The 26,258-nt window shown below is 70.1% G+C and carries 22 protein-coding genes and 1 tRNA gene; 22 read left to right on the top strand and 1 reads right to left on the bottom strand.

The features are described from left to right. Positions 1–484 precede the first annotated feature (484 nt). From HZZ10_RS08415 to HZZ10_RS08325, 19 genes are all read left to right on the top strand, one after another. Entirely contained in the window at positions 485–4,330 is a 3,846-nt protein-coding gene (locus tag HZZ10_RS08415; protein ID WP_179913179.1) for an Rne/Rng family ribonuclease, read from the top strand. A gap of 107 nt (positions 4,331–4,437) precedes the next feature. Continuing rightward, positions 4,438–5,010 (top strand): GNAT family N-acetyltransferase, encoded by a 573-nt coding sequence (locus HZZ10_RS08410; RefSeq protein ID WP_308507534.1) that lies wholly within the window; start codon positions 4,438–4,440, stop codon positions 5,008–5,010. Between the two features lie 361 nt (positions 5,011–5,371). Continuing rightward, positions 5,372–5,680 (top strand): 50S ribosomal protein L21, encoded by a 309-nt coding sequence (gene rplU, locus HZZ10_RS08405; protein WP_174269741.1) that lies wholly within the window; start codon positions 5,372–5,374, stop codon positions 5,678–5,680. 76 nt (positions 5,681–5,756) lie between these two features. After that, positions 5,757–6,014, top strand: coding sequence for a 50S ribosomal protein L27 (gene rpmA / locus HZZ10_RS08400; protein WP_056131185.1), 258 nt, complete (start codon positions 5,757–5,759; stop codon positions 6,012–6,014). 113 nt (positions 6,015–6,127) lie between these two features. Continuing rightward, positions 6,128–7,687: a GTPase ObgE gene (gene obgE, locus HZZ10_RS08395; RefSeq protein WP_056131187.1), complete on the top strand. Its 1,560-nt coding sequence runs from the start codon at positions 6,128–6,130 to the stop codon at positions 7,685–7,687. Positions 7,688–7,823: 136 nt separating this feature from the next. Then, positions 7,824–8,936, top strand: a complete 1,113-nt coding sequence (proB, locus tag HZZ10_RS08390) for a glutamate 5-kinase (protein ID WP_179913206.1) — start codon at positions 7,824–7,826, stop codon at positions 8,934–8,936. Positions 8,937–9,023: 87 nt separating this feature from the next. Continuing rightward, a complete protein-coding gene (locus HZZ10_RS08385; protein ID WP_179913178.1) occupies positions 9,024–10,319 on the top strand; it encodes a glutamate-5-semialdehyde dehydrogenase in 1,296 nt (431 codons plus the stop codon). A gap of 180 nt (positions 10,320–10,499) precedes the next feature. Further along, on the top strand, positions 10,500–10,652 hold the full coding sequence (locus tag HZZ10_RS08380; RefSeq protein ID WP_156382718.1) for a hypothetical protein: 153 nt from the start codon (positions 10,500–10,502) through the stop codon (positions 10,650–10,652). 22 nt (positions 10,653–10,674) lie between these two features. Further along, complete coding sequence (gene nadD / locus HZZ10_RS08375) at positions 10,675–11,289, top strand: nicotinate-nucleotide adenylyltransferase (protein WP_179913177.1); 615 nt, start codon at positions 10,675–10,677, stop codon at positions 11,287–11,289. Further along, positions 11,286–12,758 (top strand): hypothetical protein, encoded by a 1,473-nt coding sequence (locus tag HZZ10_RS08370; protein ID WP_179913176.1) that lies wholly within the window; start codon positions 11,286–11,288, stop codon positions 12,756–12,758. Before nadD ends, HZZ10_RS08370 begins: the two co-directional genes overlap by 4 nt. An 8-nt stretch (positions 12,759–12,766) precedes the next feature. After that, a complete protein-coding gene (gene rsfS / locus HZZ10_RS08365; RefSeq protein WP_056131202.1) occupies positions 12,767–13,213 on the top strand; it encodes a ribosome silencing factor in 447 nt (148 codons plus the stop codon). Further along, positions 13,210–13,890 (top strand): histidine phosphatase family protein, encoded by a 681-nt coding sequence (locus tag HZZ10_RS08360; RefSeq protein WP_179913175.1) that lies wholly within the window; start codon positions 13,210–13,212, stop codon positions 13,888–13,890. Before rsfS ends, HZZ10_RS08360 begins: the two co-directional genes overlap by 4 nt. Positions 13,891–13,936: 46 nt before the next feature. Beyond that, positions 13,937–14,009 (top strand) — tRNA-Ala (locus tag HZZ10_RS08355). Between the two features lie 671 nt (positions 14,010–14,680). Further along, the gene (locus tag HZZ10_RS08350) at positions 14,681–15,967 is read left to right on the top strand and encodes an MFS transporter (RefSeq protein ID WP_179913174.1); all 1,287 of its coding nucleotides are present in this window, start codon (positions 14,681–14,683) and stop codon (positions 15,965–15,967) included. A gap of 91 nt (positions 15,968–16,058) precedes the next feature. Further along, positions 16,059–17,354: a hypothetical protein gene (locus HZZ10_RS08345; protein ID WP_179913173.1), complete on the top strand. Its 1,296-nt coding sequence runs from the start codon at positions 16,059–16,061 to the stop codon at positions 17,352–17,354. 162 nt (positions 17,355–17,516) lie between these two features. Beyond that, positions 17,517–17,867 carry an ArsR/SmtB family transcription factor gene (locus tag HZZ10_RS08340; RefSeq protein WP_179913172.1) on the top strand — a complete coding sequence of 117 codons (351 nt, stop codon included), beginning with the start codon at positions 17,517–17,519 and terminating at the stop codon, positions 17,865–17,867. Between the two features lie 146 nt (positions 17,868–18,013). After that, positions 18,014–19,501 carry an amidase gene (locus HZZ10_RS08335; protein ID WP_179913171.1) on the top strand — a complete coding sequence of 496 codons (1,488 nt, stop codon included), beginning with the start codon at positions 18,014–18,016 and terminating at the stop codon, positions 19,499–19,501. Positions 19,502–19,601: 100 nt separating this feature from the next. Further along, on the top strand, positions 19,602–20,195 hold the full coding sequence (locus HZZ10_RS08330; RefSeq protein ID WP_179913170.1) for a CueP family metal-binding protein: 594 nt from the start codon (positions 19,602–19,604) through the stop codon (positions 20,193–20,195). Between the two features lie 264 nt (positions 20,196–20,459). Next, positions 20,460–21,305: an LLM class F420-dependent oxidoreductase gene (locus HZZ10_RS08325; RefSeq protein ID WP_056131211.1), complete on the top strand. Its 846-nt coding sequence runs from the start codon at positions 20,460–20,462 to the stop codon at positions 21,303–21,305. Between the two features lie 157 nt (positions 21,306–21,462). Here the strand turns inward: HZZ10_RS08325 and HZZ10_RS08320 are convergent, their stop codons facing one another. Continuing rightward, entirely contained in the window at positions 21,463–22,176 is a 714-nt protein-coding gene (locus HZZ10_RS08320; protein WP_179913169.1) for a HEAT repeat domain-containing protein, read from the bottom strand. A 208-nt stretch (positions 22,177–22,384) separates the two neighbouring features. Between HZZ10_RS08320 and HZZ10_RS08315 the strand changes: the two genes are divergently transcribed. From HZZ10_RS08315 to HZZ10_RS08305, 3 genes are all read left to right on the top strand, one after another. Next, positions 22,385–23,410 (top strand): LacI family DNA-binding transcriptional regulator, encoded by a 1,026-nt coding sequence (locus HZZ10_RS08315; protein ID WP_179913168.1) that lies wholly within the window; start codon positions 22,385–22,387, stop codon positions 23,408–23,410. Between the two features lie 67 nt (positions 23,411–23,477). Further along, positions 23,478–25,139, top strand: a complete 1,662-nt coding sequence (locus tag HZZ10_RS08310) for an ABC transporter substrate-binding protein (RefSeq protein WP_179913167.1) — start codon at positions 23,478–23,480, stop codon at positions 25,137–25,139. An 84-nt stretch (positions 25,140–25,223) separates the two neighbouring features. Further along, complete coding sequence (locus HZZ10_RS08305; protein WP_056131218.1) at positions 25,224–26,201, top strand: ABC transporter permease; 978 nt, start codon at positions 25,224–25,226, stop codon at positions 26,199–26,201. Positions 26,202–26,258: the final 57 nt, after the last annotated feature.

Below are 26,258 nucleotides of genomic sequence, written 5' to 3'. Positions count from 1 at the left end.
GCCTCCCGGCCATGTGACCTAGGTCTCGGGCGGTGCCGTAGGTGGTGTGAGCACGGTCGGCGCTGCCTGGTATCGAGGGCGTCGTGGGCGCTCTCGGACGTGCTGCCAGTCTGGCCCTGCGGGCTGGTCCGGCACCAGACCCGGTGTGGCCGCGCGGCAGACCGGGTCGGCTGGTGCTCCCGACACGCCTCGGGCGGACGCACGACGGGCGCCGCAGGGCTCCTGTGCGATACTGAACGAGGCTCAAGGGCCCCACACGCCTTCGATGCCGAGCTTGTGAACGCAGCACGTGCGAATCGCGGATTGTGTCGCGCCGCAGTCGGGAGAATGGCCCGACCGCCTGGCGCACACCGTCGCTCGCCCCTGCCGCGTATCCACACCGACGACTTCCGTCGCGGCACACCTGTGCTGACGACGACTGAACCGCCATGGTGGCGCCGCACGTGTGGGGCGGAGCCCTACCAGGGCACATGGAGCACACCACGTGACGCTCGACAACACGACCACCCCTGACAGCACAGACGCGACAGCGAAGAAGCCGGCGCGACGCCGGGTGACCCGCGCCGCAGGAAATGCTGCAGGCACGCCAGCCCCCGACTCCACCCAGGCGGCACCTCCCGCCACTCAGGCCGCGGCCTCAGACACCCAAGCGGCACCTGCCGCCGCGCAGGCCGCCCCGGAGCAGCCCGCCGAGAAGCCCGTCCGTCGTCGCGCGACGAGCAAGAAGGCCTCCGCAGCGACCGAGACCCCGGCAGCCGAGCAGGCCCCCGCAGCACAGCAGGCCCCCGCAGCGCAGACCGCCGCCACGGCGCCTGCCGAGACCCCGGCCGCAGACCTCGCGCCCGCTGCACCCGCGAAGGCACCCCGCCGCTCGCGCAGGGTCGTCAAGACGACCGAGCAGCTCGACGTCTTCGCCGAGCTCTCGCCCACGACCAACCCGGTTGCCGAGGCAGCACCGACGACGCCGGTCGCCGCATCGCAGCCCGAGGCGCAGCAGCCGGCGACCTCGTCGCCGACCGCCGCAGACGAGCCCGCGGCATCGACAGCCCCCGCCGCCCCGGCACGGCGCCGCCGCGCCGCCACCCGACCGGCGTCGAGCGCGACACCGACGACCAGCACGGCACCGACGACCAGCACGGCTCCGGCAGCCCAGGAGCCCGCCGAGTCTGCACCGGCCGCAGCCGCCGCCCCGGCCTCCGCCACGGTGGACCAGCCTGCCGCGCCGACCACGACGAGCGGCCGCGCCCCGCGCCGGTCTCGCTCGCGCGCCGCAGCACCGGCGACCACCCCGAGCCACGAGGAAGAGGTAGCGAGCCTCGACGTCGTCGCGTCGATCGAGGCGCTCGCCGCTGAGCCTGCAGCACCGGCCCGCCGGAGCCGCCGCGCCACCAGCTCCGCGCCGACGACCACCGCCCCGGCCCTCTTCGAGGACGCCGAGGTCACCCGCCCGCGCCGTGCCGCGACCCGCAGGGCCGCCGCGCCAGCGCCGGTCGAGGCTGAGACCGCCGAGGCCTCTGCACCCGTCGAGGCCCCGGTGGCCGCTGCTGCGACGACTGCTCCTGCGACGACAGCTCCGGAGGCTGCCGCCGAGGCCCCACGCAAGACGCGCAGCCGTCGCTCGCGCTCTGCCGAGCCCGTCGAGACACCTGCCGCACCCGTCGCCGAGCGCGCTGCGGCACCTGAGCAGGTCCAGGCCGACGAGGCCCCCGCCGAAGAGGCTCAGGCACCGCGCCGCACGACAGCGCTGCTGTTCCAGGCTCCGGACCCGGAGGCCGCGCGTCCGCGTCGTCGCCGCGCGCAGACTCCCGCAGGTCCGCCCAAGGCGGTCTCCGAGGCTGCAGCCGCTGCCGCAGACGAGGTGCTCGAGGACGAGGACGCCGAGTCGACCGAGGACGTCCTCGCGCTCGACGCGAGCCTGGACGCCCTGATCCCGGCGACCGAGGACGAGGGCACGGACGCCTCCGAGGACGACTCCGACGACACCGAGGACGAGGACGACAACGGCCAGCCGCGCCGTCGCCGCCGTCGTGGTGGTCGCGGACGCCGCAACCGTGGCGGCTCGGACTCGCGCGACGAGGACTCCCGAGACTCTCGTGGCGCCAGCCAGGACGACGAGTCCTCCGAGGACTCCGACGACGAGGACGACGAGGACGAAGGCTCCGACGAGCCCCGCGGCCGCTCGGAGAACGGGCGTTCGCGCTCGCGTCGCCGTGGCCGTGGAGCGGCTCCTGCCCAGGACGCCGACACGCAGGACGACGACTCCGAGAGCTCCTCGGACGAGGAGACCGACTCCGACGAGCACGACGACTCGGACGACTCCGCGTCGAGCCGTCGCCGTCGTCGTCGCCGTCGTGGGTCGCGCGGCTCGGACAGCGAGACTGCTCCCGCAGCCGCGTCCTCGGGCCGCAGCGCAGGTGCCAGCACCAGCAGCCGCAGCGGTCGCACAGGCTCCGACGAGGTCACCGCGCTCAAAGGCTCGACCCGCCTCGAGGCCAAGCGCCAGCGTCGCCGCGAGGGCCGCGACGCCGGTCGTCGCCGGTCGATCATCACCGAGGCCGAGTTCCTCGCCCGCCGCGAGGCCGTCGAGCGCTCCATGATCGTCCGCGAGCGGAACGGTCGCACGCAGATCGCCGTGCTCGAGGACGGTGTGCTCGTCGAGCACTACGTCTCCCAGCAGTCGCAGGCCTCGATGGCCGGCAACGTGTACCTCGGCCGGGTGCAGAACGTGCTCCCGAGCATGGAGGCCGCCTTCGTCGACGTCGGCAAGAGCCGCAACGCCGTGCTCTACGCCGGTGAGGTCAACTGGGACGCCCACGGTCTCGAGGGCGCACCGCGCCGGATCGAGCAGGCGCTCAAGTCGGGCGACTCTGTCCTGGTGCAGGTCACCAAGGACCCGATCGGCCAGAAGGGGGCCCGCCTCACCTCGCAGGTGACCCTCGCGGGTCGCTATCTCGTCTACGTCCCCGGCGGCGGCATGACGGGCATCTCGCGCAAGCTCCCCGACACCGAGCGTGCCCGCCTCAAGAAGATCCTCCGCGAGGTCGTCCCCGAGACCGCCGGCGTCATCGTCCGCACGGCGGCCGAGGGTGCGAGCGAAGAGGAGCTGCGCGCCGACATCGCCCGTCTGCAGGGGCAGTGGGAGGCCATCGAGAAGAAGTCCAAGACCGCGTCGGCGCCTGCTCTGCTCCAGGGCGAGCCGGACCTCGCGATCCGCGTGGTGCGCGACATCTTCAACGACGACTTCAGCTCGCTGACGATCTCGGGTGACGGCGCGTGGTCGGAGATCTCCGAGTACGTCAACGCCCTCGCCCCCGACCTCGCCGGGCGCGTCAAGCGCTGGACGAGCGAGAAGGACGTCTTCGCCGAGGCGCGGATCGACGAGCAGCTGGCCAAGGGCATGGACCGCAAGGTCTGGCTGCCCTCGGGTGGCTCGCTCGTCATCGACCGCACCGAGGCCATGACCGTCGTCGACGTCAACACCGGCAAGTTCACGGGATCGGGCGGCACGCTCGAGGAGACTGTCACGAGGAACAACCTCGAGGCGGCCGAGGAGATCGTCCGGCAGCTGCGCCTGCGCGACATCGGCGGGATCATCGTCGTCGACTTCATCGACATGGTCCTCGAGTCCAACCGTGACCTCGTGCTGCGCCGCATGGTCGAGTGCCTCGGTCGCGACCGGACCAAGCACCAGGTCGCCGAGGTGACCTCGCTCGGGCTCGTGCAGATGACCCGCAAGCGCGTGGGCCAGGGCCTCGTCGAGGCGTTCTCGGAGACGTGCGACCACTGCAACGGCCGCGGGTTCATCGTCCACGACGAGCCGAACGAGAAGCACTTCCAGGGCGGCTCTCAGCCGTCGGGCGCTCAGGTCGCGGCGCAGGCTGCAGCCTCGGCTCCCGCCGACGGCGACAGCAAGCGCGCCCGTCGCAAGCGGGGTGCCAAGGAGACCGAGACCGTCCCGGCGGTCCCCGTGCTGCCCGAGGCTCGTGAGGCCGTCAAGGCCACGCTCGCGACGATCGCCGCAGCGGCGGCGCACGCCCACGAGCACGACGACGAGCACCCCGACGGCGCCGAGCACGGTGCTGACGAGCACGGTGCCGGCGTCGAGCAGGGCGTGGTCGTGACTGTCGACGTCGAGACCGCCGAGGTCGTCGACGTCCGTCAGCCCGGCACGGAGAGCGTGACCGAGGCACCCTCGGAGAGCGTCGAGCAGTCAGGCGTCTCTGAGGTCCAGGAGCCTCGGCGTCCTGTCCTCGACGTCGTGGCCGAGCTGCGCTCCGTGCGTCGCCCGGTCTCCGGCCAGGGCCGCGGAGAGCAGACCGACCAGCAGTGACCCAGACGGGACGTGGGGCTCAGGACCGGGGGACCGGTGAGCCCGCAGGCTCCCAGACGCCGCAGGCGCGGACGACACCGTCGTCCGCGCCTGCGGCGTCTCCCGCGGTGCTTCGGCCGTGGCAGGCGGAGGACCTCCCTGTCTACAGGGAGTGGTTGCGCCCGCACCACGAGTGGCACCTCTGGGACGGTCCGTACTACGCGCGCCCCACCGACGACGAGGCCGACGAGATCGTCGCCCGCCGCGCTCGCGAGATCGAGACGGACGGGGCAGCGGCGTCCACGCCAGACCTGCCCCCGCGGTCGCTCGTCGTGGCGAACGCCGCCGACGGGACCTTCTGGGGGACCGTGAGCTGGTACTGGGAGTCCCAGGAGACCGAGTGGGCGCGGATCGGTGTCGTCCTGCACGACCCGGCCGTGCGTGGCAGGGGAGCGGGGACCGCCGCGATCGAGCAGTGGACCACCCTGCTCTTCGCAGCCACAGGCTGGCGGCGGCTCGACCTCGCGACGTGGTCGGGGAACCACGCGATGTCCCGGGTGGCCGAGAGGCTCGGGTTCACGCTCGAGGCGCGGTTCCGCAAGGCGCGCGTCGTCCGCGGCGAGGTCTACGACTCGCTCGTCTACGGCGTGCTCCGGGAAGAGTGGGCGCAGCGGTGCCACGACGGCGGAGCTGGTCGCTGACGACAGACGTCGAGCCCGGTGCTGGGCTCGAGCCCGGGCGCCGGTGAGTGCTGTCTCACAGGGCTGACCGCCCCATGGTGGTGGAGACTCGCCCCCGAGTAGGGCATGATGGTCCACGGAGCCTGACGGCTCCGTCTGTGCGCAGGTCGTGCAGGCACCTGCGAGCCAGACACCGAGAGCTGGCGGCAGTGCTAGCAGTGGCATTTGACCCTGAGCGCAAGATTCCGTAATCTTGAACGTCGGCGCGTACTGATTCGCGCTGGTCCCCGTGTGCTCCCTGAGTCTCATGACGCAGTCAACGACCACGTCTTCGATTCAGGTGATGAGCATGCCGCAGACACTAAGAGAGATGAGCAGCAACGTGGTGTACGCGATCGTCAAGGCCGGTGGCCGCCAGGAGAAGGTTTCCGTGGGCGACGTCGTCGTCGTCGACCGACTTTCCGGCGACGCTGGCGAGTCCATCGAACTTCCCGCGCTGCTTCTGGTCGACGGGGAGAAGGTGACCACCAAGGCAGCAGACCTCGCCAAGGTCAAGGTCACCGCGGAGATCGTCCGGGACGAGAAGGGCCCGAAGATCACCATCCTCAAGTTCAAGAACAAGACCGGTTACCGCAAGCGTCAGGGTCACCGTCAGCAGCTGACCCGCCTGAAGGTCACCGGCATCAAGTGATTTCCTCGTCGCGGTAGGCCTGGCCTCCTGCGAACGAACTCGTCAGACACTCTTCAGCAGGAAAGCAGGTTCGGCCATGGCACACAAGAAAGGCGCGAGCTCCTCGCGCAACGGTCGCGACTCGAACGCACAGCGTCTCGGTGTCAAGCGTTTTGGCGGTCAGGTCGTCAGCGCTGGTGAGATCATCGTCCGCCAGCGCGGCACCCACTTCCACCCCGGCAACAACGTCGGACGTGGCGGGGACGACACGCTCTTCGCTCTGACCGCCGGTGCGGTCCAGTTCGGCACCCGTCGTGGCCGCAAGGTCATCGACATCGTCGAGGCTGGCGTCTGAGCTTCAGACTCCTAGATCTTCCGCAAGAGGGGCGCACCGGTTCGGTGCGCCCCTCTTGCTCTTGCACGCCCCACACTGCCCTCGCGGCAGCTCGCTCGATGATTGGTTGACCGATGGCTTCGTTCGTAGACCGCGTAGTCCTGCACGCCACAGGCGGCAACGGCGGGAACGGCTGCGCCTCGATCCGCCGCGAGAAGTTCAAGCCCCTCGCCGGCCCTGACGGCGGCGCCGGCGGCATGGGCGGCAGCGTGATCCTGCGCGTCGACGGTCAGGTCACCACCCTCCTCGAGTTCCACCACCTGCCGCACCGCAGCGCCCCCTCGGGCACCCAGGGCATGGGTGACTACCGTCAGGGCGCCAACGGCGAAGACATGATCCTGTCGGTGCCCGACGGCACCGTCGTCAAGGACACCGACGGCAACGTGCTCGCCGACCTCGTCGGCATGGGCGCGGAGTACGTGGTCGCCGAGGGCGGGCACGGCGGGCTCGGCAACAACGCGCTGGCCTCGAAGGCCCGCAAGGCTCCCGGCTTCGCCCTGCTCGGAGAGCCCGGCTCCGAGGCGTCCGTCGTCCTCGAGCTCAAGACCATCGCCGACGTCGCGCTCGTCGGCTACCCGAGCGCCGGCAAGTCCAGCCTCATCGCCGCGATCTCGGCCGCACGGCCCAAGATCGCCGACTACCCCTTCACCACCCTGGTGCCGAACCTCGGCGTCGTGCAGGCGGGCTCGTCCCGCTACACGGTCGCCGACGTCCCCGGGCTGATCGAGGGCGCGAGCGAGGGCAAGGGCCTCGGCCTGGAGTTCCTCCGTCACATCGAGCGCTGCGCTGTCCTCGTGCACGTCCTCGACTGCGCGACCCTCGACCCGGGCCGCGACCCGCTGAGCGACCTCGAGGTCATCGAGCAGGAGCTCGCGGCCTACGCGCCCGACCTCCAGTCCGACGGCACCCGCGTCCCGCTCAACGAGCGGCCCCGCGTCGTCGTGCTCAACAAGATCGACGTCCCCGAGGCACGCGACCTCGCCGAGCTCGTCCGCCCCGAGTTCGAGGCGCGCGGCGTCAAGGTCTTCGAGGTCTCAGCAGCGAGCCACGAAGGGCTCAAGCAGCTCACCTACGTGCTCGCCGAGTACGTCGAGCGTGCCCGCAAGCTCGCCCCGAAGCCGAGCATGGCCCGCACGATCATCCGGCCCAAGGCTGCCGACGGCTCCGAGTTCACCGTCCAGCGCAAGGAGTCCGGCGGCCAGACGTACTTCGAGATCCGCGGCACCAAGCCCGAGCGCTGGGTCCGCCAGACGGACTTCGCCAACGAGGAGGCCATCGGCTACCTCGCGGACCGTCTCGCGGTCCTCGGCGTCGAGAAGCAGCTGTTCAAGGCTGGCGCTGTCGCGGGTGACGAGGTGCGCATCGGTCCCGAGCACAACGCCGTGATCTTCGACTGGGAGCCCACCCTCGTCACGGGTGCCGAGCTCCTCGGTGGCCCGCGAGGCACGGATGCGCGCTTCGCCGAGTCGCAGTCCAACCGCCCGACCCGTGGTGACAAGCGCCGCGAGTACACCGAGCGCATGGACGCCAAGGCCGAGGCCCGCGCCGAGCTGTGGACCGAGCGCGAGCAGGGCATCTGGACCGACCCCGAGATCGACGCAGACGCTCCTGTGGACAGCCCCTCCAAGGACTGACCGCCTGCGCGAGAATGGTCCGGTGAGCGACACCGGAACTTCGAGCGACGACCTTCAGACCGCACCTGCAGCCCCGCCGGCCCCGCCGCGCGGGGCTCTGGCGCCTCGGGAGGTCCCCGTGACGCCACGCTCGCTCATGGGTTCTGCTCGGCGCGTGGTGGTCAAGGTCGGCTCGTCGTCGCTCACAGCGGCCGACGGGCGTCTCGACGTGCAGGCGCTGCGCGACCTCGTCGAGGTGATCGCCGCACGGCACGCGGCCGGCCACCAGGTGGTCCTCGTGACGTCGGGCGCGATCGCCGCAGGCCTCGGCCCGCTCGGCCTGACCTCACGCCCGAGCGACCTCGCGACAGCCCAGGCTGCCGCATCGGTCGGCCAGGGGCTGCTCGTCGCCCGGTACACCGAGGCCTTCGCCGCGCACGGCATCCGGGTCGGGCAGATCTTGCTCACGGCCGAGGACACAGTCCGGCGCGGTCACTACAAGAACGCCCAGCGCTCTCTCGAGCGGCTGCTCGACCTCGGGGTCGTGCCCGTCGTCAACGAGAACGACGCCGTGGCGACCGACGAGATCCGCTTCGGTGACAACGACCGCCTCGCTGCGCTGGTCTCGCACCTCGTCCGCGCCGACGCGATGGTGCTCCTCACCGACGTCGACGGCCTGTACGACGGACCGCCGTCACGGCCCGGCACCCGCCAGATCCCTGAGGTCCGCAGCCCCGCGGACATCGAGCACGTCGAGGTGACAGGTCGGGGCAGCTCGGTCGGCACGGGCGGGATGCTCACCAAGCTCGAGTCGGTGTCGATCGCGACGCAGTCCGGGATCCCCGTGGTCCTCACCAGGTCCTCCAACGTCCAGGGCGCGCTCGACGGGACGCCCGTGGGCACCTGGTTCCACGCGACCGGGCGACGGACCACGCGACGGCGTCTCTGGCTCGCCTACGCGGCCAAGAGCCGTGGCCGGCTCGTGCTCGACGACGGCGCTGTGCGCGCCGTCCTCGGTGGCTCTGCCTCGTTGCTCCCGGCGGGGATCACGGGGGTGGAGGGGGAGTTCGAGTCCGCCGACCCTGTCGAGCTCGTCGACACCGAGGGTCGGGTGGTCGCCCGTGGGTTGTCGGCCTACGACGCGGCGGAGATCCCCGGCCTGATGGGCCAGACCACCGGAGACCTGCGCGACGCCCTCGGGGCCGGCTACGACAGGGCCGTGGTCCACCGCGACGACCTGGTGCTCGTCCGTCGGCCGCGGAAGGTCTGACCCGGTCGGTGCCCGGTCATCCGTCTCGGCCGGACCACCCAGCGGGACGTGGGTGACTCCACGACCGCGGGTGGCTAGCCTGGGGGGATGACTCAGGTAGCCGACGCAGCAGCGCTCCAGGACGTGACCGAGGCCGTGCTCGAGACCGCACGCCGCGCGAAGATCGCCTCGCGGACGCTCGCGACCGCAACCCGCGCGACCAAGGACGCAGCGCTCGGCGCCCTCGCCGACGCGCTCGTGGCGAACGCCGACGAGATCGTCGCGGCGAACGAGATCGACCTCGACAGGGGACGGTCCAACGGCACCTCGCCCGGTCTGCTCGACAGGCTCGCCCTGACCCCCGAGCGCATCGGCGCGATCGCGGACGCTCTGCGCGAGCTCGCCTCCCTCCCTGACCCCGTCGGCGAGGTCGTGCGCGGCTCGACCCTCCCCAACGGCCTCCGGCTGCGGCAGGAGCGCGTCCCGATGGGCGTGGTCGGGATGATCTACGAGGCACGCCCGAACGTCACCGTCGACGCTGCCGGCCTGGCGCTCAAGAGCGGCAACGCCGTGATCCTGCGCGGCGGCAGCGCCGCAGCCAGCTCGAACGAGGTGATCGTGCGGGTGCTCGCCGACGCCCTCACGGCGCAGGGGCTCCCGGCCGACCTCGTCCAGTCGATCGACGCCTACGGGCGACCCGGCGCTGTCGCCCTCATGCATGCTCGTGGCCTGGTCGACGTCCTCGTGCCGCGCGGGGGAGCGGACCTCATCCAGACCGTCGTCCGCGAGTCGACGGTCCCCGTCATCGAGACGGGGGTGGGCAACTGCCACGTGTTCCTCGACGCCTCGGCCGAGCTCGAGACGTCGATCGCGATCGTGCTCAACTCCAAGACGCACAGGGTCGGGGTCTGCAACGCCGCCGAGACGCTGCTCGTGCACGCCGACGCCGCGCAGACGCTGCTGCCCGGCGTGCTCGCCGCGCTCGGTGCTGCCGACGTCGTGGTCCACGCCGACCCGCTCGCCGCCGCGCTCGCCCCCGAGGGGGTCACCGTCGTCCCGGCGACCGACGAGGACTGGGCCACGGAGTACCTCTCGCTCGACCTCGCGGTGCGGGTCGTGGCTGACCTCGACGAGGCCATCGACCACGTGCGCACCTGGACCTCGGGGCACACCGAGGCCATCGTCACGAAGGACCTGCGGTCCTCGGAGCGCTTCGTTGCGGAGCTGGACTCGGCGGCCATCATGGTCAACGCCTCCACGCGCTTCACCGACGGGGGGCAGTTCGGGCTGGGTGCGGAGATCGGCATCTCGACGCAGAAGCTGCACGCGCGCGGCCCGATGGGGCTCGCCGAGCTGACGACCACCAAGTGGGTCGTCAACGGCGACGGTCACATCCGCTCCTGACCCGCCGCGCGACCTGCACGGACGTCCTACCGTGCGAACCTGGTACGTCTCCAGGCTGAAGGTCGAGACGTCCTGTGCCGATGGATGACATGAGAGACTGGGCGTCTGAGCGATGCTCACGACGTGTGAGCAGCGGGGCGCACCCTCGACCCGCCGATGCCCGACCCGATGGAGGATGACGTGTTCGCAACAGTGCTGGCAGCCGCAGAGGAGCACGAGGTCGTGAACCACCTGGCGATCCCGCCCGTCGCCTTCGGCATCACGACCTTCGTGATCCTCACCGGCCTGCTCCTGGTGACCTACGCCTTCCGCAGCGTGTGGACCCGTCACTGACCGTCGTCAGGACCTCGAGCTGATGACCTCTGAGCGCCAGCGTGTCGGTGTCATGGGTGGCACCTTCGACCCCATCCACCACGGGCACCTCGTGGCGGCGAGCGAGGTGGCCGCACGCTTCGACCTCGACGAGGTCGTGTTCGTGCCCACTGGGCAGCCGAGCTTCAAGCAGGGGCAGGACGTCAGCCCTGCGGAGCACCGCTACCTCATGACGGTCATCGCGACCGCGTCGAACCCTCGCTTCACCACGAGCCGTGTCGACATCGACCGTCCTGGTCTCACGTACACGGTCGACACGCTCCGAGACCTGCGCGCGCAGCGTCCCGACGCGGACCTGTTCTTCATCACCGGCGCCGACGCGATCGAGCAGATCGCCACGTGGAAGAACGCCCCCGAGCTCTGGGAGATGGCCCACTTCGTGGCTGTCACCCGACCGGGGCACGTGCTGTCGGTCGTCGGCCTCCCGAGCGAGCACGTCAGCCTGCTGGAGATCCCGGCGCTGTCGATCTCCTCGACCGACTGCCGGGCGCGCGCCCGTGCAGGAGACCCCGTCTGGTACCTCGTCCCGGACGGCGTCGTGCAGTACATCACGAAGTACCGTCTGTACCGAGAGTCGGCTGTGAAGGTGGCATCATGACGAACCCAGCGGACGGCGCACCACTCACGCGCCGCCAGCTCCGCGAACGGGCCGAGGCAGAGGCAGCGCTCAAGGCCGGGCAGACCGGTCCGCCGGCCTACGCGCAGCCCGCGGCGGCCCCGGCGTCCGAGCCCTCTGACGGTCCTGCTGGTGCAGCACAAGCACCCGCACAGGCGGGATCGCCTCGCCCGCCCGCGGCCTCGACACCCCGTCCGGCATCAGCCACCTCCGGACCGACCGCCGCGACGGCCGCTCCTGCGGAGAGCGGGACGCCCGCCGGGGCCTCACGCCCCGCACAGGCGGCGCAGGCTGCCGGGACCGCGCGTCCTGCAGCACGCGTCGGCGACCCGCAGCGGAGCCCGGCACCGCAACGGACCCCCGCCCCTCAGCAGGCACCGGCTCGACCGACCGCCGCGGGGGAGACCTCGACCCCTTCGCCTGCCGCTGGGCCAGCCTCCGCCCCGCAGACCGTCCAGCGCCCGACCGCTCAGGAGCGTCAGCCAGCCCTGTCGCGCCGCTCGCTGCGTGAGCAGGCCGGCGGTCTGACCGACACGGGCACGATGATCGTCCCGCCGCACCAGACGGGCAAGATCCGCACCGTCGACGAGACCGGAGAGCTGACCGCCTCGCGCCCAGTGCCCACGGGCCAGGGAACGGCGCCTGGCGCCGCCAGGCCTGCAGCTCCCGCGGCGCGCCCGGCAGCAGCCGCGCCGTCGGCAGACGCCGCTGGGTCGACGATGAGCTTCTCGCAGCGCCTCGCGGCGTCGGCCCCTCCGTCCGCCCGGCCGGCGAACGGTCGGACGCAGCCGCCAGCCGCCCAGGGCATCCCTGCCCAGGCTGCCTCGGTCCCCGCCGGACCGGGGTCGGTCTCGCGGACCTCGTCATGGGCGCCTGTCGCCGCTGCGGACGTCCCCTGGGCGCCTGTGCCGACGGTGTCGCCTGCGACGCAGCCCCCTGAGGACGCCGTGGTGACGGCCGAGCCCGGCTCGACAGCGGGCTCTTCGGCTGCCGAGGCGGACGCAGCAGCCGCGCCTGCCGGTGCGGCTGGGTCGACGACCGAGCCGTCGTCCGGCAGTGACGTCCCGCCTGGCCTCGCCGACGGGGCGGAGTCCTTCACTCAGGCTCCGCGGTGGGACGCGATCACCGCCGGAGCAGGCTCAGCGACGAGCTCCGACCCGGCCCTCCGCGAGGAGCGTGACGACGACGAGGACGAGGACTACGACGACTCGGACCACAAGTACACGTGGTTGCACTACGTGATCCTCGTCGCCCTGGCCTTCGTCCTCGGGCTGATACTCTGGAAAGTCGCCTTGGAGGGCGAGAGCGGGGCAGCATCTGCGCTGCCTGCACCGTCTTCAGCATCGTCGACAGCCGCGCCTGCAGCCCTGGTCCCCGGGACCTGGACGGACCAGGCTGGTTGGACCGTCGACGACGCCTCCGGCGTCACCGTCATCGAAGAAGTCCTCTAAGGAGAGCTGTGCCTGCAACCGAACGTGCCGTCGAGCTGGCGATCGCCGCGGCCCGAGCCGCATCTGACCGCAAGGCGGCCGAGATCATCGCCCTGGACGTCAGCGAGCAGCTCGTCCTGACCGATGTGTTCCTCATCGCCTCCGGCAACAACGAGCGACAGGTGTCGGCCATCGTCGACTCCGTCGAAGAGGCGCTCCACGGCCTCGGCGTGAAGCCGATCCGGCGCGAGGGCAAGGGCGAGTCGCGCTGGGTCCTCATCGACTTCGGCGACATCGTCGTCCACGTCCAGCACCAGGAGGACAGGGTGTTCTACGCCCTCGAGCGCCTGTGGAAGGACTGCCCGGTCATCGAGCTCCCCGAGGACGCTCGTGGTGGAGACGGCCACGCCCCCGAGTACGACGCCGACGACTTCGGTTACCCCTCGCCGGCTGACAGCCGCGACGACACCGTATGAGTGCCGGCTCCGTCGTCTTCCTGAGGCACGGGCGGACCGCGTACAACGCGGCCGGCCGTCTGCAGGGCCAGGTCGACATCCCCCTGGACGAGGTCGGGCAGTGGCAGGCCGAGCACGGCGCCCGTGCTCTGGCCACGTTCCACGCCTGCTCGCGCGTGGTCGCCTCCGACCTCGTTCGCGCCAGGGTGACGGCGGAGCACTACGCACGGGTGGGCGGGCACGAGCTCGTCATCGACCCACGCGTCCGTGAGCGCAGCTTCGGTGACTGGGAGGGCCTGACCCGTCCCGAGATCGAAGAGGGCTGGCCCGAGGAGTTCGCCCAGTGGCGACGCGGCGAGCAGCCCTCCGGGGCGAGCATCGAGACCCGCACCGAGGTGGCCGAGCGCATGCTCGCGGCCGTCGACGAGCACGGGGCCGACCTCGGGGCTGACGACACGCTCGTGATCGTCTCCCACGGGGCCGCGATCACGATCGGGGTCACCGCGCTCATCGGGCTCGACCCGGAGGCGTGGCGCGGGCTGAACGGCCTGCACAACGTCCACTGGAGCCACGTCGAGCGCTCCGGACCTGCGGCGACGACCCCGTGGAGGCTCCTCGCGCACAACGTCGGGGCCGGTTTTCCGCTGGATCACTGGAACGCTGGACCCGATTGGAACTTGGAGCCAACTTCGGTCTAAGATAGCAACGCCTCGGCAACGGGGACAGGAACTTTCCGAAGTTCTTGGGGCTGTGGCGCAGCTGGTAGCGCACCTGCATGGCATGCAGGGGGTCAGGGGTTCGAGTCCCCTCAGCTCCACCGAAGATGAAAGACCCGGCCGGGAACGGCCGGGTCTTTTGTCGTTCTGGGTGGACGTCGATGGAGACGCTCACTGACGAGTGTGATGTGACTCACGCCCGGCGTCGATCGACTCGATCCTAGGGGCGGAGCGCGCGACGCTAGTGGTGGACCCGGCAGCGCGGGCGCGCTCTGGGGGGCGCCCAAAGACTGGTGCGACGCACGTGGTAGGGCGTTCCGTGACGGCGCGGAGCAGGTCGCTGCAGCCCGGTGAGAGCGCTCGCGGCGGCCGGAGAAGGCCGTTCGTGCAGAAGCTATGGAGGCTTGCTGTTCGGCCAGCAAGTCCGTCGTAGGGCGGCGCCGCGGAAGCCGTCGACGAACTGCCAGAGAAGGTGCTGCATGGCCCGCCTCCTGACGGCTGTCGATCCGCTCTGCGTGGCCGGCAGCCCTTGAGCCGACATAATAGGACATCTCCGATTTGACCATTCCTCGACACATCGTTACGCTCCGATATGTCGATGGGTTGACGCCGGGTATGTCACAGATGCCGTGCGGCGCGTGATCGACCTTCCGTGGTCCCGGTGGAGAGGGGTGCGCGGCGGGGTCGTGCCGTCCCACATCCTCTCGCCCGGATATGCCGGTGTTTCGATGCGTTGTCCGACAGGGCAGCGCCACCAAGAAGGGACGTCATCGTGACGAAGAAGAAGACAGCCGCTCTACCAGCTGGGCTCATCGCTCTAGCGTTGGGAGGCTTTGGGATCGGACTGACAGAGTTCGGTCCCGTGGGCCTGCTCCCGCAGATCGCGACGGACTTCTCGGTGACCGAGAGCGTCGCGGGCTACCTGGTGTCCGGGTACGCCCTTGCCGTGGCCTTCGGTGCGATCGCGATCACCGCCGCCTTCTCCCGCTCCGAGCGCAAGAAGGTCCTCCTGAGCCTCGTGGTCCTGTTCATCGTGGGGAATCTGATCTCGGCCCTCGCGTCGACCTACGGTGTCATGCTGGCCGGACGCATCATCGCTGCTCTGTGTCACGGAGGTTTCTTCGGTATCGGCGCCGTGCTCGCAGCCAGCATGGTTGAGGAGAAGAAGAAGGCCGGTGCCATCTCGCTCATGTTCGCAGGGCTCACGGTCGCCAACGTCGTAGGCATCCCCTTCGGGACCTTCGTCGGTCAGCAGCTCGGCTGGCGCGCCACGTTCTGGGCGATCACAGGAATCGGGATCATCACGTTCCTCGGCATCCAGTTCCTCGTCGAGAGGTCACGAGCCTCCGAGACTGCGGGGCTGCGCACTGAGCTCGGAGCCCTCCGTCGCCCGCAGGTGCTGCTCTCTGCCATGGTGAGCATCTTGACCTTCGGTGGAGTTGTCGGTGCCTACACCTACATCGCCTTCACTCTGACCGAGGTCAGCGGATTCGCGACCAGCTCAGTCCCATGGTTGCTGCTGCTCTTCGGGGTCGGAACCTTCGTCGGCAACATCATCGGCGGCAGGCTGGCTGATCGCGCCCTCGACCGGTCGCTGCTAGGCATACTTGCGGGCCTGGTCCTCGTGCTCGTGGCCTTCGCCCTGAGCGCCACGATCTGGTGGGCCGTGCTCATCGCCATGTTCCTGCTCGGCGCTGTGGGTTTCGCGACCGCTCCAGGCCTGCAGCTCCGGGTCATGCACTTCGCCGGTGACGCTCCCACTGTCGCCTCCGGGACGAACATCGCAGCGCTGAACGTCGGGAATGCTATCGGAGCCTGGATCGGCGGCCTGGCGATCGCCGCAGGCCTCGGGTTCGTCTCGCCGCTGTGGGTCGGTGCTGCTCTGGCTGCCGGGGCGTTCCTCGTCCTGTTGCCCACGAGCATCGCGAGCAGGCGCCGTGCAGCACGGCCTCCGATGCCCGGCGCTCCGATCGAGGAGCCCGTTGTCCGTCCCGTCAGCGGTCATGTCGAGGGCCACGACGGTCATCGCGGCGACGTGGCGTCGGGGGCGCCTCGCTGACCTGACCGGACGCTCGCGATCCGCATCCATCGCTGGGCCATCCGGGGAATCGACCGCGGCCGAGAACCATGACGTCACGTAGGGGTTGACGATGAGCAGCAACAGCACTGTTCCGCTGAGGGAAGACCGGTTCTCACGTACCACAACGAATTCACATGCTCGACGACGGCGGGTGCCGTCCGTCGAACCGGACGGTCTGAGCACAGTCGTGTTCTTCCCAGGGCTCGGGAGCCGGTCGGCATACCGTGACATCGATCAGCGCACCGTCGGTGCTGGCTCGACTGCAGCCCTTGAGGTCTATGAAGCAGCGGCCCACGCACTCGGGCAGGTTCACACCCCGCTCTCTGGGGTGGCACGCGACGTCGCTCGGCAGGTCCTCGCTGCGGTGGATCAGATCAAGCCCGACGCGATCCAGGACGAGAACCAGGGGCGTCACGGAGACTACGAGAGGGTGTCTGCGTCAACAGCCATGTTCCTCGCCTTCGACCGTGCAGGGCTCGCCGACCTGCTGAGCGGTGAGCGCGACAGGATCTCGGAGGCTCTGGCTGCACTGGAGAACGTCCCCACCCCGTTCTTCCGGGGACGAGGCGGTGCCATGCTCATCGGTGCTATCGCGCTCCTGGGCCGGGAGGACTCCCTAGCCTCGAACGGGACAGCCGATTCCATCTTGGCAACGATGGACGCGGTCGATGACATAGGTCTCTACCCGACCTTCCCCAGCTCCATGTCCGAGGGCTTCATCAAGGCCTATCCGTTGCTGACTATGCTCAGCGCGCTCAGCACGCTGAGTGACCCTCATCGGTACGTCTTCTCCGGCACGGACCGACTGCAAGAGGCCACTGACCTCATGGCAGAGCTCGAACCCGTCGAGCGCACCCACATGGCGCTCTACTACGTGATGGCGCTCGAGAACCTCGGGCAGCGTGAGGCCTACCTGCCCGACCTCAACGCCTTTGTCGAGCAGGTGGTCGGACTGTGGCCAGACATCGATCCCGGCCGTGACTACTTTCTCTACGGCATCTCCTACGCCTACCTGATCCAGCTGGCATATCTTTCGGGCCGAGTCGATCTCATCACCGACACCATGATCAACCGGATGCTCGGAGCCTTCCGCTCTCTCGAGGTGACGCCGGAAGGTCGTGCGAACAGGCCGTACCCCTTCAGCTACGCCCTGAACGTGCTGACTGAGCTCGGACGCGGCGACCTGCTCCACACCCCTCATCCGGACTACGACGGCAGGTCGCCCTACAGCTGGGTGATCGAACGTCTGTCAGACGGTGGTCGAGAGGAAGGAGGGCGGCTCTACATGCTCGACCACGCACTCATCAGCTGGGCTCTGCGTCTCCGGGCTCCCAACCGGGGCCGAGAGAGGAGAACGCCCCGATAGTCGCAGTTCGGTCGACGTTCCGCGCACGTGACAGGCGCCGGCCGACGTATGCGGCGCGATGCACAGGACGGTGACCGGGCCAACCCGCCGCCTGTCGGCGGGTTGAACGGTGCTAAAATCATCGAAGTATCACGATGGATCGTTCTCGGAGAGAAGAGGGTCATGACACCGCCTACCGAGGACATCTCTGCACCCACCGAGAATCTCTCCAGCCTCGTCGAAGTCCTCAAGGTCCTTGCACACCCGATGCGCCTGAAGATCCTGCAGTGGCTCCGAGACCCGCGAGGTCAGTTCCCGGTGGAGCAGGGCATCGCGGACCCCGACGTGTACGGCATCTGCGTCAGCCAGATCACGGACAAGGCCCAGCTGGCGCAGTCGACCGTCTCGTCGTTCATGCGCTCGCTCGAGCGTGAGAACCTCGTGACCTCGACCCGCGTCGGCAAGTGGACACACTACAAGCGCAACGAGAAGCGGATCGCCGAGATCCGGGAGGCCGTCTCGCTCGCCCTGTAGAGGCGAATGAGCCGGGCGAGCGGGAGTGCGAGGACAGCTGCCGTAGTCCGTTGCAAAACAAGAGCATCGCGAGTGCGCTGGGTCCGCTCCTCGGTCGGCGAAGAGGTCTCTGCCAGGGTTCTGGAACGCGGACCTATGCTGGATCGATGACCAGCCTGCACGAGCGCACCGCGACCGAGATCAGCCGCCAGCTCCGCTCCGGCGAGCTCTCACCGACAGAGGTGACCGAGCACTATCTGGGTCGGATCGCCCGGCTGGACGGGGAGCTCGGGGCCTTCGTCACCGTGACCCCCGAGGCTGCCAGGGGACGAGCTGCGGATCTCGCGGCGCAGGGTCCGCCGTCAGCGGTCACCGACGCCCCGCTCTGGGCCCTGCCGATCGGCGACAAAGACCTCTCCGACCGCGCAGGTGTCCCGACGGGCTTCGGGTCGCGCACCTTCTCTGGGGCCTTCCGGTACGTCCCCGAGGTGAGCAGCGACATCACCCAGGTGCTCGACACCGCGGGCGTCGTGTCGCTCGGCAAGACCGCCGCCCCTGAGCTCGGCTTCCCCTCGTACACCGAGACCTTTGTCGGTCCGCCCGCGCGCAACCCCTGGGACCTGACCCGGGGCGCCGGGGGGTCGAGCGGTGGTGCCGCGGTCGCTGTCGCCGCCGGGCTGCTGCCCGTGGCGCCAGGGTCTGACGGAGGCGGGTCGATCCGGATCCCTGCCGCGGCCTGCGGACTCGTCGGCCTCAAGCCGACCCGTGGTCTCCTGCCGGCCGGGGGAGGGGTGGAGTCGCTCGGTGGCCTGGTGGTGCACGGACCGATCGCTCGCACCGCCGCCGATGCCGCGCTGCTGCTCGAGGGCATGCTGCCTCGCACCGCAGACGGCCACGTGCCGCACCCGCGGACCCTGCGGACGCCTGCTGCTCCCGCCGGGTCGTACCTGGCCGCCGCAGAGAGCGGAGAGACGCCCGAGGGTCGCCCGCTCCGCATCGGGCTGAGCACCTTCAGCTCGTGGGACGGCGCCTACGACATCGCGCTCGGCGAGGAAGCCAAGACCGCCCTCGCCGCCGGAGCCGCTGCACTCGGAGCCCTCGGGCACGACGTGGTGGACGCTCCTGCCTGGGACCCTGACCCGACGTACGCGGCAGCCTTCAGGACGCTGTGGATGGGTGGTGCTGCAGCCGTGCCGATCGACGAGCCCGAGCGCCTCGCCCTGCTCGAGCCGCTGACGCAGTGGCTGGTCGAGCGCGGCCGGGCCGTCACCGCTCGCGAGCTGGTCGAGGCCCTCGGGGCGCTCGCGGTCTTCGAGCGCACGATGGTCGCCCGCGTCGAGGTCTACGACGTGCTCCTGCTCCCGGCGATGGCGCAGACGCAGCGGCCGATCGGCTGGTACGACGCGACGGACCCCGAGCGGAACTTCGCGCAGCAGTGCGAGTACACGCCGTACACGTCGATGATCAACGTCTGCGGGCTGCCGGCGATCACCGTCCCGACGCACTGGACGACGCCCGACGAGCACGCTCCGGCGGGTCTGCCGATGGGGATCCAGCTGGTCGGCCGGCCCGGCGGGGAGCGCACGCTCCTCGCAGTCGCCGCGCAGCTCGAGGACAGCCTGCGCTGGCCCGACCGCCAACCACCCGTCTGGTGACCTCGGGTACGGGTACGGGTACGGGTACCGGGACGAGGCACGGTGCCTCAGGACCTTCCTCCTACCCTGGTCTGCGCGCCCGCGGGTGATGATGGGACGCATGATCTCTCGACGCCTTGCCGCCGTGCCCGTCGCCGTCGCCCTCCTGCTCGCAGGGTGCTCGTCGTCCAGCACCCCGTCCTCCGACGCCGAGACCGGTGCGCCGGCAGCGGCAGACGCCTCGTCTCTGCTGCGTGACTTCGGGCTCGACGGCATGGACACCCGAGAGGTGATCGACCACCTCGACAGGCTGGGCGGCGACGAGCGCCCGACCAACCTCATAGCCTCGATCCGGACCGACGAGGTCGTCCTGTCCGACGGGACCCGCGAGACCACGCTGCCGATGCCCGCCGACGAGCTCTACGTCTCGATGGCGCCGTACGTCGACCAGACGCACGACTGCTTCTTCCACAGCCTCACCACCTGCCAGGGCGAGCTGGTGGACGCAGACGTCGACATCCTCGTCCGCGACGACCAGGGGGAGGTCGTGCTCGAGGAGACCACGACCACCTACGCGAACGGATTTGTCGGTGTCTGGCTACCACGCGACCTCACCGGGACCGTCGTCCTCACCGTCGACGGACGGTCGGTCGAGGCTCCCCTGAGCACGACGGCCGACAGCGCCACCTGCCTGACGGGCCTGCAGCTGGCGTGACCGGGGCGAGCCCGCAGGTGGAGGGCTCGCGCGGAGGCCGGTCGTGAGTGACTGGTGCACCCGACCCGGCGAGACATCGGCTCGTGAGCCGACAGCGCAGCGCGACCCAGGGCCAGGCGACGGATCCCTGAGCCAGCGGCACCTGCACGGGGTAGATTGACGCGAGGGTCGACGGCGAGGCAGCCGTGACCCGTCCCGACCTGCGACGCCTGTCTGGCGCCATCTTCCTCGCCCGGTGGTCCAGGCCACCTGATCGGAGCCCCCATGACCTCGGAATCCTCGACCGAGAACGCCCAGCCGACAGGCGGCCCGCGCCGTCCCGTGCGCATCGGCGTGCAGATCGCGCCCCAGCACGCCTCGTACGAGAAGATCCGCGAGACCGCGGGTGCCCTCGAAGACCTCGGTGTCGACATCCTCTTCAACTGGGACCACTTCTTCCCGCTGTCGGGTGAGCCCGACGGTCTGCACTTCGAGTCGTGGACGATGCTCGCCGCTCTCGCCGAGCAGACGAGCCGCGTCGAGATCGGTGCGCTCGTCAACTGCAACAGCTACCGCAACGCCAACCTGCAGGCCGACATGGCCCGGACCATCGACCACATCAGCGCCAAGGGTGGCCAGGGCCGGTTCATCTTCGGGACCGGCTCGGGCTGGTTCGAGCGTGACTACGACGAGTACGGCTACGACTTCGGCACCGTGGGCACCCGCCTCGACGCCCTCGCCCGCGACCTGCCGACGATCGCTGACCGCTGGGGGAGGCTCAACCCGGCACCGACCCGCAAGATCCCCGTCCTCATCGGCGGCGGTGGCGAGAAGAAGACGCTCCGGATCGTCGCCCAGCACGCCGACATCTGGCACAGCTTCAGCGACGCGGAGACCCTCGAGCGCAAGCTCGGCATCCTTGCCGAGCACGCCCGGGTGGTCGGCCGCGACGTGACCGAGATCGAGATCTCGACAGAGATCGGCAAGCGCAGCGTCGAGGAGGTCGAGGAGCAGCACGCCCTCGGCGCAACCCTCTTCACGATCGGTATCTCCGGCCCGGACTACGACATCTCGGGTGTCGCCGACTGGCTCGCCTGGCGCGACGCGAAGAACGCCGAGCACGCGGGCTGACCAGCCCCACCAGGACGTGACGACGGCCCATCACGCGATCCCGCGTGGTGGGCCGTCGTCACGTCACGCGCGGTCCAGCCCGGTCGGCGGGGCGCGACGTGCGGCTGCGAGGCCGGAGGTCCGACGAGCAGACCGTCGCCGGGCGACCGTCCTCGCCTCAGGAGCGCCGATCGAGGACTGTGCGGAGCCGGGACTTCGAGAGGTTGCTGCGCAGGATCCATGCGACGTCGGGGTCGTCGTCCGTGCCGAGGGCGTCGAGGTCGAGCAGGCCCTCCTCAGGTGCTGCGGCGATCGCGACGCTCCACGCGTAGCCGAGAGCCTGGCGCAGGGTCCGCAGGTCGGGGTCTGCGCGCAGGTCGCGGCGGACCGCGCGGATCGAGTCCGTCGCGGCGCGGCAGGCCTCGAGCGCGGCGCGCGCCGTCGCGGGGTCGGTGAGCAGGCGCGGCTCGCAGATGCCGGCGACGGCAGCGCGGCGCACGAGCGGGTCTGGGGCCGTGACCCAGTCGGCGACGACGGACCTCAGGTCCGTGCGGTCGGCGTCGCCGATGATCTGGAGCGCCATCGCGGCTGCCTCCCGCACCCGCCACAGCGGATCGGCCGCGCGCTCGCGCAGCAGGGTCAGGACCTCGGTCCTCGCCGGACCGTCGGCGAGGAGCCGTCCCAGCCCAGCGGTGCCGCACATCCGCAGGTATTCCTCGGGGGAGCCGGCGAGGTCGAGCAGGGTCGGCTCAGGCAGGCTCCGCGCAGCGGCGTCGACGAGGGCCAGGTTCGCGCGAGGCCCGGGGAGCCCGGAGTGCTCGAGCAGGAACGAGTCGAGATCTGCTCGGGGGGTCGCTCCCAGGTCGGCCGTCCATGCGCGTCGCTGTGCCATGCTCCGACGCTATCGAGCGTCTCGGGCCCCGAGCGAGGGACCTTCGGTCCGGTGGCGTGCGCGCCGCCGAGACCTGCGCACGGACGCGGCTCGTCCCTCGGTATCGGGTGAGCTGGGCATTGACAGCCGCGGATCCGCGCCATACCGTGTGTAACGCGCGCAACTAACGCGCGTTACATCTAGTTCACGATGACGAGGACTTGCGACGATGACGTCTCCCCTCGCGACCGGCAAGGTGACCATGAGCGACGTCGCCCGCCATGCCAAGGTCTCCCGGACCGCCGTGTCCTTCGCCCTGAGCGACCCCGAGCACCCGAGCGTCTCTGCCGAGACCCGCCAGCGGATCCTCGAGGCTGTCGCCGACCTCGGGTACAGGCCCAACGCTGGGGCGCGTGCTCTCGCATCGCGCCGCAGCGACTGGTACGGCCTGGTCACCGAGATCGTCACGGCGCCCTTCGCCGTCAACATCATCAAGGGTGCCCAGGACCGCGCCTGGCACGACCGCCGCTTCGTGCTCATCGCCTCCTCCGAGGGCGACGGCGACATGGAGGAGGCGGCCGTCGAGAAGCTGCTCGAGCAGCGCGTCGAGGGTCTGCTCTACGCAGCGACCTGGCACCGCGCCGTGAAGGTCCCGGACATCGCCCACGAGGTGCCGACGGTCCTCGTCAACTGCTTCGACGCCGACGGGGTGCTCCCGTCGATCGTCCCTGACGAGGTCGCGGGAGGGCGCCGGGCCACCGAGCGGCTGCTCGCCGCAGGCCACCGGCGCATCGGGCTGATCACCTTCGACTCGGATATCCCTGCGGCGATTGGGCGCCGTGACGGGTACAGCTCCGCGCTCCGCGCGGCAGGCGGGGACCTGGACGACGAGCTCGTCGTCGGTGGGGGAGCGACGGCGACCGACGGGTACGCCGCGGCCGTCAGGCTGCTCGACCTGCCCGTGCCGCCCACGGCGATCTTCTGCGCCAACGACCGTATGGCGATGGGCGCCTACGACGCGATCAAGGAGCGGGGTCTGACGATCCCGGGTGACATCTCCGTGGTGGGCTTCGACAACCAGGAGCTCATCTCCGCATACCTCCGACCGTCGCTGACGACAGTCGCGCTCCCCTTCGAAGAGATGGGTGCGCGCGGGGTCGACCTGCTGTCGGAACTGACGAGCGGGCAGGTGACGGGACCCTTGCAGGTCGTCGTCGACTGCCCGCTCGTCGAACGCTCGTCGGTGCGACCGTGAATCGCCCGTCGAGCACCCCTGACCGCACTTCTCCTGAACTGATGAAGAGAGGAAAGAGACCCCCATCATGACATCTCCGACCCGCAGAAGGTGGACCGGCATCGTCGCCGGGCTCGCCGTGGCATCGCTCGCCCTCGCAGGGTGCACGGGTGGCACAGCCGCCACCGACACGAGCGGCGACCAGCTGCTCACCATCCCGCGTGAAGACATGGGCACCTTCACCCGCAACTTCAACCCGTTCTCGCCAAACGCCGCACCCATGACAGGGCAGGCGGTCTACGAGTCGATGCTCGTCTACAACCCTGCCGACGGCGGGACCGTCCCGTGGCTCGCGACGGAGTGGGAGACCTCCGAGGACGGCCTCACGTCGACCTTCACCCTCCGCGACGACGTCCAGTGGTCCGACGGGGAGCCGCTCGTCGCCGACGACGTCGTCTACACCTTCGGTCTGCAGAAGGAGATCCTCGGCGGCTTCGAGTACGTCGACTCCGTGACGGCCACCGACGAGGACACCGTCACCTTCACCTTCAGCAGGGCGTACTCGCCCGCGCTGTTCGAGATCGGCCAGCAGGTGATCGTCCCCAAGCACGTCTGGTCCGAGATCGACGACCCCGCGGGCGAGACCAACCCGGACCCTGTCGGCACGGGTCCGTACACGGAGGTCACGACCTTCCAGACGCAGTCCTTCGACCTCGGCAAGAACCCGCACTACTGGCAGCCCGAGAAGCAGAAGATCGCGGGCGTCCGGATGCTCGCCTTCGCAGGCAACGACGGTGCGAACCTCGCGGCCGTCGACGGGTCGGTCGACTGGGCGCCGCAGTACATCGCAGACATCGAGAACACCTTCGTCGCGAAGGACCCCGAGCACCGGGCCTACTGGTTCCCGCCGACAGGCTCGACCATCAGCTGGCAGCTCAACACGACGGTCGCGCCCTTCGACGACGTCGAGGTGCGCAAGGCGCTCAGCCTCGCGATCGACCGCGAGCAGATCGTCGCTGTCGGCATGAACGGCTACACGGTCCCGGCCGACTGCACAGGGCTCTCGGGTGCCTACGACACCTGGCGCTCCGAGACCGTGGTCGAGTCCTGCGACTGGACCTCCCGCGACGTCGACGCCGCGGGAGCGATGCTCGACGCCGCCGGCTACCCGCTCGGTGAGGACGGGATGCGGACCTTCGCGGACGGATCGCCCTTCGCCTTCGACATCAGCGTCGGGTCGGCGTCCTCCGACTGGCTCTCCGTGGCCAACATCATCGCGCAGAACCTCGCCGAGATCGGTGTGACCGTCACGGTCGACGCACCCGACTGGCCGGCGGTCTCGGCAGGGTACGAGAGCGGCGACTTCCAGAGCGGCATCGTGTGGAGCAACAACGCTCCCACGCCGTACCAGTTCTACCGCGGCACCATGTCGACCGAGACCGTCAAGCCTGTCGGCGAGACGACCTACGAGAACTACCACCGCCTCGGGCTGCCCGAGGCCGACGAGCTCTTGGCACGCTTCGCCGCGACCTCCGACCCTGCCCAGCAGACCGAGATCGTCGACGGGCTCCAGCAGCTCTTCGCCGACAACGCTCCGGTGATCCCGCTGTTCCCCGGCCCGGAGTGGGGCGCCTACACGGACACCCGCTTCACGGGGTGGCCGACCGAGGCCGACCCCTACGCGACGCTCTCCACCCGCGCACCCACGACGGTGCTCGTCCTCACGAGCCTCGAGCCAGTCGTCTCCTGACCGTGGCGCGTCGCGCCCGGGCACGCCGGACAGCACGTCCGGCGTGCCCAGGTGCGGCGACCGCACCTACGAAAGGTCCTCGTCATGGGATTCATCCTGCGTCGGCTGGGCACCTACGTCCTCGCGTTCTGGGCGTCGCTGACCCTCAACTTCATGCTCCCGCGGGTCATGCCGGGCGACCCGGTCAGCCGCATGGTCTCCAGGGCGCAGTCCCGCCTCGAGCCCGACCAGATCGAGCAGCTCCGACGGCTCTTCGGGCTCGACGACCGCCCGGTCTGGGAGCAGTACCTGTCGTACCTGAACAACATCGCGCACGGTGACTTCGGTGTCTCGATCTCGAGGTTCCCGACCCCGGTGAGCGAGGTCATCGCCGGGCAGATCGGCTGGACCATCCTGCTGGGCGGCACCTCGTTGATCGTCGCCGTGGTGATCGGCAACCTGCTCGGCATCGTCGCCGCGTGGCGTCGAGGCGGGCTGGTCGACTCGATCTTCCCGCCGATCCTCATCTTCGTCGGGTCCTTCCCGTACTTCTGGCTCGCCATGGGGGCGCTGTACCTCTTCGGGGTGACGCTCGGGTGGTTCCCCATCAACCACGCCTTCTCCGTGGGGCTCGTCCCCGAGTGGTCCCCGGCCTTCGTCCAGGACGTCCTCGTGCACCTGTTCCTGCCGGCCCTGACCATCGTCGTGGTGTCGATCGGCGGGTGGATGCTCGGCATGCGCAACACGATGATCTCGACGACGGCCGAGGACTACATCCTCATGGCCGAGGCCAAGGGCCTGCGCCCCGGGCGGATCATGTTCCGCTACGCGACGCGCAACGCGCTGCTGCCGTCGGTCACGTCGCTCGGGCTCTCGCTCGGCTTCATCGTCGGCGGTGCGCTCCTCACCGAGGTCGTCTTCGCCTACCCCGGTGTCGGCTACCAGCTGCTCTCCGCGGTCCAGGGCCTCGACTACCCGCTCATGCAGGGACTGTTCCTCACCATCACGGCCGCGGTGCTCGTCGCGAACTTCCTCGTCGACATCGTCTACGTCCGCCTCGACCCACGCGTCCGCGTCTCCTGAGCTGAAGGAAGAGACACCATGGCTCTCTCGACAGGCGGCGCCGCCGCCCCAGCAGTC

It is taken from the genome of Sanguibacter inulinus (assembly GCF_013415325.1).
Classification (GTDB): Bacteria; Actinomycetota; Actinomycetes; order Actinomycetales; family Cellulomonadaceae; genus Sanguibacter; species Sanguibacter inulinus.
This window is presented reverse-complemented; position numbering and strand designations above follow the sequence as displayed.